The sequence below is a fragment of the Oscillospiraceae bacterium genome, assembly GCA_025757985.1.
Classification (GTDB): domain Bacteria; phylum Bacillota; class Clostridia; order Oscillospirales; family Ruminococcaceae; genus Gemmiger.
On the sequence record CP107210.1, the window covers coordinates 3,031,978 to 3,043,620 of the forward strand.

An 11,643-nucleotide genomic window follows, 5' to 3' on the forward strand; every position below is an offset into this window, starting at 1 on the left:
CACGGGGAAACGGAGTGATCCGCAGTATCCGTTGACGGGCAGCTCCCGTTACAGAGCAGGGGAATGTTGGTTCCCTACAGAGTGGCCGCGATACATAGCAGCGGCAAGCAAGGTGGCACCACAGATTTGTTTTATCTGCCCTTGCACAGGAGAGATTCTGTGCAGGGGCAGTTTTGTTTTCAAGCATGAGGGGAGAGGGAAGCATGAAAATGAGCCTGATGAAAGAACGATGGCAAGCCTGAATTTGTAAAATGAGTCCGCAGACCTATTTGCGCAGGGGCGGTCAATGTCCGCCTCTACAACCACAACATTACCTGTTTTACAAATAAAGGAGAATTTATCATGAAAAAGTTTGTTGCTGTTCTGTCCGCCGCCGCTATGATGACCACGCTGGCCGCCTGCGGCTCCACCGCCGATACCACCGCTTCTTCCGCCGCTGCCGAGGCAACTGCCTCCGCCGCAGAAAGCACAGCCGATACCGCTGCCAAGAGCTACAAGGTTGCCATTGTGCAGCAGCTCGACCACGCCAGCCTCGATGAGATCCGCGTGGCTATTGAGAAAGAGCTGGACGCCAAGGCTGCCGAGAAGGGTATTGCAATCGAGTACAAGGACTTCAACGGCCAGAATGACGCCACAACGCTGAACCAGATCGGCACGCAGGTCGTCTCTGATGGGTATGATGCGGTCATCCCCATCGCTACGCTGGCAGCCCAGTGCATGACCACCGCCTGCGAGTCCACCAAGACCCCGGTCATCTATGCGGCGATCTCCGACCCCGCTGCCGCCGACCTGACCGACATTGACTATGTGACCGGCACCTCCGATGCGCTGAACACCCAGTCCATCATGGATATGATGTTTGCCGTGCAGCCCGACATCCAGACGGTCGGCCTGCTCTACTCCAACTCCGAGGCAAACTCCGCAACCCCCATCGCCGAGGCCAAGGCCTACCTCGATGCCAAAGGCATCTCCTATGTTGAAAAGACCGGCAATACCAACGATGAGATCATGACCGCCGCCTCCAGTCTGGTCGGTCAGGTCGATGCCGTCTTTACCCCGACCGACAATGTGGTCATGGCAGCAGCCGCTGCTGTTTCCGAGACGCTGACCAAGGGCGGCATCCCGTTCTACGCCGGCGCGGACAGCTTTGTCACGGCAGGTGCCTTCGCCACCTGCGGCGTAAACTATACCGAGCTGGGCACCTATACCGCCGATATGGCGCTGGAGGTTCTGGAGACCGGCACTGTGCCTGAGTACCACGTCATGGACGGCGGCATCATCACCGTCAACACCGAGACCGCCGCCGCGCTGGGCATTGACTACAGCGCCTTCAACAAGCTGGCCGGTAAGGTCGTTGAGGTCACCACGGCGGAATAAACCCTCCGGGAAGAGACCGTAGGGGCGCATTCTATATGCGCCCGGGATGCCTGCGCAGCCGCAGCGTCCCGCGGGCGGATATGGAATCCGCCCCTACATTGTTGTATGATAGACTGTACCATTACTTTTAGAGAGGAAGTTACCCTATGTTTACCGTTGCCACCGTGCTGAATGCACTGGAGCTTGGCTTCATCTACGCGCTGGTTGCGATGGCGCTGTTCCTGAGCTTCCGCGTGCTGAACATCGCCGATATGACGACCGACGGCGCTTTCACACTGGGCTGTGCCGTCTCGGCCACCGCCGCTGTGGCCGGCCACCCGTTTTTGGGGCTGCCGCTGGCCATGCTGGCCGGTGCCGCCGCAGGCTTTGTCACGGCGTTTCTGCAGACGAGGCTGGCAGTGCCCTCCATTCTGGCGGGCATCATCACCAACACGGGGCTGTACACGGTAAACCTTGCGGTTATGGGCTTTTCCTCCAATGTGCCGATGCTCAAGACCGTGACCATCTTTACGGCGGCGCAGGGCGCACTTGGCGAGGGTGCCCCCGCCAAGCTTCTGGTCGCAGTGGTTATCACGGTGGCCGTCTGCGCCCTGCTCATCGCGTTTCTGGGCACCCGGCTGGGCCTGTCCATCCGCGCCACCGGTGATAACCCCGACATGGTGCGCGCCTCCTCGATCAACACGGCCTTCACTGTCACAGTGGGGCTTTGCATCGCCAACGCCATGACGGCGCTGTCCGGTGCGGTGCTGGCGCAGTACCAGCGCTCTGCCGACATCAACCTTGGCACCGGCATGGTCGTTATCGGTCTGGCGTCCCTCATCATCGGCGAGACGCTCTTCGGCCGCGGCGGCATGTGGGTCAAGGCTGTGGCCGCCGTGGCGGGCAGCGTGATCTACCGCTTTATTATCGCGCTGGCACTGCGTGCCAATGTCCCCTCTGAATGTCTGAAGCTGATCTCTGCCATCATCGTGGCGCTGGCCATCGCGGCACCGGCGCTGCGCGCCAAGGCAGCCTTCCGCCGCCGCCGCGCCCATGCCGGAAAGGAGGCCGCCCGCCATGCTTGAGCTGAAAAATATCGGTAAGACCTTCAATCCCGGCACCGTCAATGAGAAGGTGGCGCTGCAGGGGGTGGATCTCCATTTGGCGCAGGGAGATTTCGCCACGATCGTCGGCTCCAACGGCGCGGGCAAATCCACGCTTTTCAACGCCATCGCCGGTGAGTTCATCGCCGATACCGGCACGATCACGCTGGACGGCAAGGATATCACCTTCCTGCCGGATTTCAAGCGCTCCAAGGCTATCGGGCGGATGTTTCAGGATCCGCTGCGCGGCACGGCTCCCCACATGACGATCGAGGAAAACCTCGCGCTGGCCTTTCTGCGGGCGTCCGGGCATACCTCGTCCTTCTCGCGCATCTCCCGCAAGGACCGCGCGCTCTTTGCCGAAAGGCTCTCCGAGCTTGGCCTTGGGCTGGAGGATCGGATGAAGCAGCCGGTGGGGCTGCTCTCCGGCGGGCAGCGTCAGGCGCTGACCCTGCTGATGGCGACCCTCGTCACCCCCAAGCTGCTGCTGCTGGACGAGCATACCGCCGCCCTCGACCCCGCCACGGCGGATAAGGTGCTGGAGCTGACAAAGAAGATCGTGGCCGAAAACCACCTGACCTGTCTGATGATCACCCACAACATGCACGATGCACTCACCCTTGGCAACCGCACGCTGATGATGGACCACGGCCGTATCGTGCTGGACATCGGCGGCGAGGAGCGCGCCCACACAACGGTGGACGGCCTGCTCAACCGCTTTGCCGAGAATGTCGGCCATGCGCTGGACAATGACAGAATTTTGCTAAGCAAAGAGGTATAAAAAACCGCCCGCACGATGAAAAATCGTGCGGGCGATTTTTTACGGTTACGCGGTAGGGGCCGGGCATGCCCGGCCCGGCAGTATAAGGCGAGTGAGCGTCTGCGGGAAGGCCGCGGGCCGCACATGTGCGGCCCCTACGACGCTGCTTGCCGGTCTGTAGGGGCGATTCCATATCCGCCCGCGGAGGGGTCAAGACCCCTCCCTACAAGGCGAGTGAAAAAGGAGTGCTGTAGGGGCGAACATCGTTCGCCCGCTTTCACATCTCTGCCAAATCAAAGCGATAGATCGTGGTGGAGCTGTAGGGCTGGTCGGGCAGCAGCGTGGTATCGGGGAAGTTCGGGTGGTTCGGTGCATCGGGAAAATCCTCAGTCTCAAAGCAGACTGCATCCCGCGCGGCGTAATGGGCGCCGTCCTTGCCCTCGGTCACGGGCTTCAGGAAGTTGGCTGTGTACAGGTGCATACCGGGCAGGGTGGTCAGGACCTCCATGCGGATGCCGGTTTCGGGGCCGACTGCCCAGGCGGCGTGGCGCAGGCCGCTGTCACGGATGACATAGCACTGGTCGTAGCCGCTGCAGTCGGTCAGCGGCTTGAAATCGGCACCGATGTCCAGCCCAAGGGTCTTTTCCTCGGTAAAGTCCATCGGCGTGCCCTTGACCGGCAGCTTGCGGCCGGTCGGGATGCTCTGCGCATCGGCCTCAAGGTAGGCATCGGCGTCCACTGTTACGCGGTGGCCCAGCGCACTGCCGCTGGTGTGACCGTTCAGGTTGAAATAGCTGTGGTTCGTCATGTTGCAGACAGTCGGCGCATCGGTCGTGGCGGTGTAGCGGATGACCAGCCCGCTCTTGGCAAGGCTGTAGCGGATCTTCAGCTCCAGATTGCCGGGGAAACCGTCCGTCCCGGCAGGGCTGAACGCCGTCATCGTCACGCTGTCGGTCTCGCCGGGGGTCAGCGCAACATCAAACAGCGTGTGGTTGAAGCCGTGCAGGCCGCTGTGCAGGCAGTTTCCGTTCTGGTTGGGTGTCACATGGACGATCTCCTCATACAGCGGGAACTGCGCGCCCGCAATGCGGTTGGCAAACCGGCCCACGGCTGCGCCCATGCTGTCGGTGTTCAGCTCATAGTCGGCGGCGGTGGGGTAGCCCAGCACGACATCCACAGGGTTGCCCTTGCGGTCCGGCACAAGGATGCGGTGGATGACAGCGGCGTAGCTGAGCAGCTGTACCTCAATAAACTCATTCTTCAACACCGCCAGCTTGACAGTCTGGCCGGTGGTGGACTTGCCGAAATCCCGGATAGAAACGGACATGACAGAAGCCTCCTTTATTTTTCAGCATCGGCGGGGATGCCCTGCGCGACCAGATCCTCGCGCACACTCTCGGCCACGCTGCCGGTGCCGTAGTTCAGCATACGGTTTACACGGCTGACGGTGGCGCTGGAGGCACCCGTCTCCCGGCGGATCTCGCTGTAGACCTTGCCCTGCAAAAGGCACCCGGCCACGGCATAGCGCTGCTCCATCGTGCGCAGCTCTGTCACGGCACACAGGTCGTCAAAAAAGCGGATGCATTCCTCAAGCGTGTTCAGTCGCAGGATCGCCTCATACAGGGCGGTATTACGTTCATTTTGCTGCATAGCGTTCAGGCGCAGGTCGTGCGCCGACCTCTTTCTTTGTAAAATTTGCATTTGTTTGCAGTTGGTATCTCCCTACATTCTAGCAAATTTGACCAAGCAAGTCAATACTCTAAAGTGCGAAAGTAATGCCAAAACCGCTTGCATTTAACACCAAATTGTTGTATTATAGAAGTACTGACTTTATGGGGAGAATCGTATGCCGACTACATTGCTGATCGTCTACCGCGTGCTGGGCACGGTGCTTTTTGCACTGGCCGCCGCCGCGATTGTGGAAAAATACCGCACCGTGCGCGGGGCTGTGCTGCTGCCTGCCCGCGTACTGGAATGCCGCAAGGCCGGCTCCACCAGCCCCGGCGCGGCAGCCGGCGGCTACCGCTATCTGGTGGAGCTGCATGCCAACGGCCGGAGGCTGGAGATGGAGACGAACGACTCCTTCTGGTTCAGGCATGACAAGGACAAGGGCAAGATCATTCAGGTCTGGTACAACCCCAGTGCCCGCTGTGTTGAGCGCAAAAGCTGGGAGACCGAAATATTCTCGGCATTGCTGGCCGGTATCGGTGCGGCGCTGCTGCTGATCCGCTGAGGTGACTATGGATTGGATACTGTATCTGCTGCTGGCGCTGGCCGCAGCGGGGGATATTTTGCTGGCTGTGGTGCTGGCAAAGGTCATGCGTAAAAACGCGGGACCGGAGCAGAAAATCGACACAGCGGACGATTTTGTCCGTGCCGTGACACCGGTGCTGCAGAGCGAAACCGACCTGCTGGCCGAGCAGCTGCGTGCCATGCAGGGAGAGAGCGCCCGCACCACAAGCGCAACGCTGCGCGACTTTTCCGCCGTGCTGGCCGAAAATCAGCGCCAGAGCGCAGCCAATAGCACCGCTCGGCTGGAGGCCATCGACCGCGCCGGGGCAGCCCGCCAGCGCGCGGCCAACGATGCCCTGCTTGCCCAGCTGACGATGATGGAAAACCGCCTGAAAAATCTGGAGGATTCCAACGCTACCCGGATGGACAGCGTGCGCGGCGCGCTGGTGCAGGGGCTGAATACGATCCGTGCCGACAACAACAAAAAGCTGGATGAGATACGCGGCACGGTCGAGGAAAAGCTGCAGGACACGCTGCAGCAGCGGATCAATGACTCCTTTAAGACGGTCAGCGCCCAGCTGGAGCAGGTCTATAAGGGTCTGGGAGAGATGCAGAACCTCGCCGCCGATGTCGGCAGCCTCAAGCAGGTCCTTTCCGGGGTAAAGACCCGCGGCATACTGGGCGAGGTGCAGCTTGGCGCGATCCTTGAGCAGATCCTGGCCCCCGGCCAGTATGAGGAAAATGTGGCTACGGTGCCCGGCAGCACCAACCGCGTGGAATTTGCGGTCAAGCTGCCGGGGCAGGGCGGCCCGGTCTGGCTGCCCATTGACGCCAAGTTCCCCGGTGATACCTACGCCCACCTGCAGGCAGCGCAGCAGCGCGGCGATGCAGCCGCTGTGAACGCGATGCGCAAGGCGCTGAACAATGTGCTGCGCGCTGAGGCAAAGGATATCCATGACAAGTACATCGAGGTACCCTACACCACCAGCTTCGGCATCCTGTTCCTGCCGTTTGAGGGGCTGTACGCCGAGGTCGTCTCCAGCGGCGTGACCGAGCTGCTGCAGCGCGAGTATCAGATCACGGTTGCAGGCCCCTCCACGATGGCGGCACTGCTCAACGCTTTGCAGATGGGCTTCCGCACGCTGGCGATCCAGAAGCGCTCCGGCGAGGTCTGGACGATTTTGGGTGCGGTTAAGACCGAGTTTGAAAAGTTCGGCACCGGCCTGCAGCAGATGCAGCGCCACCTGAACCAGACCGGCTCCGATCTGGAGGAGCTGATCGGCCCGCGCAGCCGCGCCATCACCCGCAAGCTGGAGTCAGTGCAGCAGCTTGACCCGGATGCCGCCGCAGAGCTATTGGGCATCGAGGAGTAGGGGAGGCGTATCCCTGTCGGGCTATGTGCCGTTATTGCATTGCTAAAAAGTTTATAGAGCAGTAGGGGCGGCATATATGCCGCCCGCCGCCTTGCGCCGCCGCCCTCTGCCCTTATTTATAGCTTCTTCCAAAATCACATCTTCCGTAGGGGGGCGGATTCCGTATCCGCCCGCCGCTTTCCCACAAATGGCCATTTGCTGTACACGGCAGGGCCGGGCATGCCCGGCCCCTACAGTGTGGTTGTTTGCTTTCCACGCTGTCATTTTCGCCAGAATCCGCCCCCGCAAGGGGGCTTTTTCTATGCCGCTGCCCACTTTACACGGCGGGTGCGCTGTGGTATACTGAATAAGTTATTGAACAGTCAACAACATGCGGCGCTGCCGCACGCCCATAAAGGAGTTACTGCCATGATCCGTATTGTTACCGATTCCGCCGCCGATTTGACCGCAGCGGAGCTGAACGCCCCCGGCGTTTTTGTTGTGCCGCTGTCTGTCACCTTTGCAGACGGCACCACCCAGCTTGATGACGGCACGATGACGAAGGATGAATTCTTCGTCCGTCTGGCAGAGGACAGCAAGCTGCCCCGCACAAGCCAGCCCAGCCCGGCCAGCTTTATACAGGTGTATGAGGACGCCGCCGCAGCGGGGGATGAGGTTCTTGTGATCACCATTGGCCAGAAGCTGTCCGGCACCTACCAGTGCGCGCATCTGGCCGCCGCCGATGTCGGCCTGCAGGCGCATATCGTGGACTCCGAAGCGGCTTCGCAGGCTGAGGCGCTGCTCGTCCGTGAGGCGGTGCGCCTGCGTGATGAGGAGGGCCTGACGGCGGAGGAGATCGCCGCTGTGCTGGAACAGTTCAAGAAGCGGGTGCGCATCGTTGCCGTGGTGGACAGCCTCAAGCATCTGCAGAAGGGCGGCCGGCTGCCGGCAGCGGTGGCGCTGGTGGGCGGCGCACTCGGCATCAAGCCGGTGCTGGCCCTGCAGGACGGTGCCATCAAGCTGGTGGACAAGGGCCGCGGCCGCCCCGGTGCGCTGGTCGCCATGTTCAAGCAGCTGGACACGCTCGGCGGTGTTGACCCGCGCTACGGCTATACGCTGCTCTACAGCGATAACAAGCAGCTTATTGCACCGGTACACCACTACATGCACCAGAATCTCCAACTGACCGGCGGCCGTGTGGCCCAGCTTGGCCCCACTATCGGCACCCATGTCGGCCCCGGTGTGGTCGGCGTGGTGTTTGTAGCGAAGGAGTAACAAAATAAAATGTAGGGGCGAGCAATGCTCGCCCCTACAAATTGAGCTTCTCTGTTCGGAGAAGCTTTTTTATTTTCCGCTGAAAAACTTATTCAGTGCATACACCCCCAGCACCAGCGCGCCGAGGACGAGGAAGATCCCCGCCATACCGGCGCAGAGCATCGAGAGGGTGACGGGCAGCAGAGCAGTTGACATGGCGCAAGCCTCCTTATACATAACCGTTCATCAGGGTCAGGATCAGGCCGCCGGCGATGACCGATGCGATCTGGCCGGAGACATTGACGCTGATCGAGTACATGAGCAGGAAATTCTGGTTGTCCTCGGCCAGACCCATCTGGTTGACAACACGGCCGCTCATCGGGAAGGCGGAGATGCCCGCCGCGCCGATCATCGGGTTCAGCTTCTTGCCCTCGGGCAGGAACAAATTCAGCAGCTTGGCAAAGAAAACGCCGCCCGCCGTGTCAAAGACAAAGGCCACCAGACCCAGCGCCAGAATCAGCAGGGTGTCGGGGCGGACAAACTTGTCGGCGGTCATCTGCCCGGCCACGGTCAGGCCCAGCACGATCGTGATGAGGTTGGCCAGCACATTCTGGGCCGTCTCGGACAGGGCGTTCAGCACGCCGCACTCGCGCAGCAGGTTGCCGAACATCAAAAAGCCGACCAGTGCCACGCTGGCGGGGGCCACAAGACCGGCCAGCACAGTGACAACGATGGGGAAGAGGATCTTGGTCGTTTTGCTGACGCTGCCCTTCTGGTAGGGCATCCGGATCCGCCGCTCTTTCTGGGTGGTGCAAAGGCGGATGACCGGCGGCTGCACGATGGGAACCAGCGCCATATAGCTGTAGGCCGCCACCATGATAGCGCCCAGATATTTGCTGCCCAGCGTGTTGGCGACAAAGATGGCCGTGGGACCGTCTGCCGCGCCGATAACGGCGATGGAGGCTGCGTCAGGCAGGTCGAAGAACAGCCCCGCCAGCACGAGTGTGACAAAAATGCCGAACTGCGCCGCTGCGCCGAACAGCATCAGCCACGGCTTTTCCAGCAGCGGGCCGAAGTCGATCATGGCACCGATGCCGATGAAGAGCAGCAGCGGGAACAGCTCGTTGGACATACCCGCGTCAAAAAGCGCGCTGATCAGGCCAACGGTCTCGCCCTGTGTGATGGCGCCGGACATCGGCAGGTTGACGAGGATCGCGCCGAAGCCCATCGGCAGCAGCAGGCTCGGCTCCATTTTTTTGACGATGGCAAGGTAGATCAGCAGGCCGCCAATGACCCACATGACCACCATCTGCCAGGTGAGGTTGCCGAGGTTTGCGAACAGCCCGGCAAAGGTTTGCAGGATTTGCATAAGCTCCCTCCCATGGGTTATGGGCGGCAGGGCAAAATAAAAAGACCCCTGCCGCAGAAAAAACTGCGGCAAAAGTCTCAGAATTGCAGTATGCCCCGGAGCCGCATCGGACGGCTCGTGGTGACGAAGCGATACGGCGCGGTGACCCGCGTCCCTTACTCCCTTTTACCTACCTGACATTATAACGCAGGACGGAAGAATTTGCAAGAACAATTTGGCGGCAAAAGAAAGCAAAAAAGCCCTCAGTACACCGAGAAGTAGCCGATATGCTCCGGCTCGTTGTCCTCGACCAGCACCGTGAAGCCGCAGGGGTTGACCTCGGTGCTCTTGCCGAAGGCCTCCTCCGCGATCAGGTGCGGGCCGCGGTTCAGGATGATCTCCGCCGTCTGGGTTTTGCCCACGCGGCGGTAGTGCAGCACATCGCCCTCGGCACGGATCAGCTCAAGCTGCCCGCCGTCAAAGGCATCGCAGCTGCGGCGCAGGGCGGCCAGCGTTTTCATCGGGCCACGCAGCCGCTGCTCGGTGGAGTTCCAGTCAAAGAACGCCCGGTTGAAGGGGTCGCGGTAGCCCTGCATGGCAATTTCATCGCCGTAGTAGATGCAGGGCACGCCCGGCAGGGTAAAGATCATCGCATAGCCCAGCAGCAGGCGGCGGATGGCGCTGTCCATCTGGCCGGACGGGATGCAGCGCTTGCTCTGCCAGTAGCGGTTGCGGCCGTTGCAGGGCTCGCCCGCAATGGCGGTGATGGCGCGCTCGGTGTCGTGGGTGGATAGGAAGTTCATTGCGCAGTCCAGCGCCGGGGCAGGGTAGTTCTCGCAGATCTGCATCAGCTGGTCGGCCACGGCAGCCACGTCCGCGCCATGCAGATAGTCCAGCGTCGCGTTGCGGAAGGGATAGTTCATCACAGCGTCGAGGCCGTGCCCGCGCAGGTAGGTGCGGCGCTGGCCGAAGGCCTCCTTCGTGGTGGCGTCCTCCCAGACCTCACCCAGCAGCAGCTTGTCCTCACCGTGGGCTTTGACGGCAGCACGGATTTTTTCAATAAAGCTGTCAGGCAGCTCATCGGCCACATCGAGCCGGAAGCCCGAGGCACCCAGCCCCAGCCAGGTGTCAATGACGCCGCCCTTGCCGCAGATAAAATCCACATAGGAGGGCGAATCCTCCTGCACCTCAGGCAGTGTCTCAAAGCCCCACCAGCTGCGGTAGCCGCAGGGATAGCCCGAGTCAAAGTCGTACCAGCTGCGGTAGGGCGAGCTGCGGTCGCGGTAGGCACCGCCCGGGCCGTAGCGGCCCTCGCGGTTGAAGTAGACCGAGTCCGAGCCGGTGTGGCTGAACACGCCGTCGAGAATGATGCGGATGCCCTCTCTGGCAGCGGCGGCGCAAAGGGCGCTGAACTCCTCGTTCGTGCCCAGCAGCGGGTCGGCTTTGAGGTAGTTGGCCGTGTTGTAGCGGTGGTTGGCGTGGGCCTCAAAGATCGGGTTCAGGTAGATGCAGGTCACACCTAAATCGCGCAGATACGGCAGCTTTTGCTGGATGCCGGCAAAATCGCCGCCGTAGTAGTCCATGTTCAGGTAGCCCTCGCTCTGCTCAGTCGGCCAGAAGTAGGGCTCACCGGTCTTGTCGGCGCGGTAGATGCGGTCGGCGAAGGGCATCTCCTTGCCGGGGTTGCCCTCGCAGAAGCGGTCGGGGAAGATCTGGTACATCGTGCCGTTTTTCAGCCAGTCGGGGGTCTTGAAGTCCGGCTCATACACGGTCAGCTGCCATTCCTGCCCCTCGGTCCAGCTGAGCACACCCTCGCCGCCGGGGGTGCGGTAGATGCGGCGGAAATCGGTGTACAGGTCAAAGTGGTAAAAGTACAGCCCCGAGGTGGTGGGTGTTACGGTCAGCGTGAAGTGGTTGATGTTGGGCGTCTGCCCGGTGAACTCCATGCGGTAGTGGACAGGGGATTCCCGGTCCTTGGTCAGCACCAGATGCGGGTCAACATAGCCGAGGTTTTCGGGCACCGTCAGGTTGAAAGTCACAGCCTGCCCGGCGGGAATTGCCCCGAACGGGGATTTGCAGGCGGAGTCGAGGCTGTTGTAGAATGTGTGGGACATAAAAGTCTCCCCTTTATGTTAGCGTAAAGCCTTCCCCAGAGGGGGAAGGTGGCCCGGAGGGCCGGATGCGGGCGGCGCTGTCGTGATTGCCCTTGAACGGGCAGCTGCTGGAAGTTCGCCCCTC

At 61.3% G+C, this 11,643-nt stretch carries 11 protein-coding genes; 6 read left to right on the forward strand and 5 right to left on the reverse strand.

Annotated elements, in window-relative coordinates; genetic code table 11:
* The first annotated feature begins 342 nt into the window (after positions 1-342).
* The 3 genes from OGM67_14420 to OGM67_14430 all read left to right on the forward strand — a co-directional run bounded on the left by OGM67_14420 (position 343) and on the right by OGM67_14430 (position 3,240).
* Positions 343-1,377, forward strand: coding sequence for an ABC transporter substrate-binding protein (locus tag OGM67_14420; GenBank protein UYJ34726.1), 1,035 nt, complete (start codon positions 343-345; stop codon positions 1,375-1,377).
* A 146-nt stretch (positions 1,378-1,523) separates the two neighbouring features.
* The gene (locus OGM67_14425) at positions 1,524-2,441 is read left to right on the forward strand and encodes an ABC transporter permease (GenBank protein ID UYJ34727.1); all 918 of its coding nucleotides are present in this window, start codon (positions 1,524-1,526) and stop codon (positions 2,439-2,441) included.
* Positions 2,434-3,240 carry an ATP-binding cassette domain-containing protein gene (locus OGM67_14430; protein ID UYJ34728.1) on the forward strand — a complete coding sequence of 269 codons (807 nt, stop codon included), beginning with the start codon at positions 2,434-2,436 and terminating at the stop codon, positions 3,238-3,240. The genes OGM67_14425 and OGM67_14430 overlap by 8 nt, the downstream gene beginning before the upstream one ends.
* A 256-nt stretch (positions 3,241-3,496) precedes the next feature.
* Here the strand turns inward: OGM67_14430 and OGM67_14435 are convergent, their stop codons facing one another.
* A complete protein-coding gene (locus tag OGM67_14435) occupies positions 3,497-4,546 on the reverse strand; it encodes a galactose mutarotase (protein ID UYJ34729.1) in 1,050 nt (349 codons plus the stop codon).
* Between the two features lie 14 nt (positions 4,547-4,560).
* The gene (locus tag OGM67_14440; GenBank protein UYJ34730.1) at positions 4,561-4,869 is read right to left on the reverse strand and encodes a YerC/YecD family TrpR-related protein; all 309 of its coding nucleotides are present in this window, start codon (positions 4,867-4,869) and stop codon (positions 4,561-4,563) included.
* Positions 4,870-5,065: 196 nt separating this feature from the next.
* Here OGM67_14440 and OGM67_14445 point away from each other — a divergent pair, with 196 nt between their 5' ends.
* The 3 genes from OGM67_14445 to OGM67_14455 all read left to right on the forward strand — a co-directional run bounded on the left by OGM67_14445 (position 5,066) and on the right by OGM67_14455 (position 8,078).
* Positions 5,066-5,452, forward strand: a complete 387-nt coding sequence (locus OGM67_14445) for a hypothetical protein (GenBank protein UYJ34731.1) — start codon at positions 5,066-5,068, stop codon at positions 5,450-5,452.
* Positions 5,453-5,459: 7 nt separating this feature from the next.
* Positions 5,460-6,824: a DNA recombination protein RmuC gene (rmuC, locus tag OGM67_14450; protein UYJ34732.1), complete on the forward strand. Its 1,365-nt coding sequence runs from the start codon at positions 5,460-5,462 to the stop codon at positions 6,822-6,824.
* Between the two features lie 408 nt (positions 6,825-7,232).
* Entirely contained in the window at positions 7,233-8,078 is an 846-nt protein-coding gene (locus tag OGM67_14455; protein UYJ34733.1) for a DegV family protein, read from the forward strand.
* 69 nt (positions 8,079-8,147) lie between these two features.
* On the opposite strand, the gene OGM67_14460 is transcribed toward OGM67_14455, so the two are convergent.
* The 3 genes from OGM67_14460 to OGM67_14470 form a co-directional block, all read right to left on the reverse strand.
* On the reverse strand, positions 8,148-8,273 hold the full coding sequence (locus OGM67_14460; protein UYJ34734.1) for an oxaloacetate decarboxylase: 126 nt from the start codon (positions 8,271-8,273) through the stop codon (positions 8,148-8,150).
* Positions 8,274-8,286: 13 nt separating this feature from the next.
* Positions 8,287-9,426 carry a sodium ion-translocating decarboxylase subunit beta gene (locus OGM67_14465; protein UYJ34735.1) on the reverse strand — a complete coding sequence of 380 codons (1,140 nt, stop codon included), beginning with the start codon at positions 9,424-9,426 and terminating at the stop codon, positions 8,287-8,289.
* Between the two features lie 242 nt (positions 9,427-9,668).
* The gene (locus OGM67_14470) at positions 9,669-11,519 is read right to left on the reverse strand and encodes a glycoside hydrolase family 13 protein (GenBank protein ID UYJ34736.1); all 1,851 of its coding nucleotides are present in this window, start codon (positions 11,517-11,519) and stop codon (positions 9,669-9,671) included.
* Positions 11,520-11,643 lie beyond the last annotated feature (124 nt).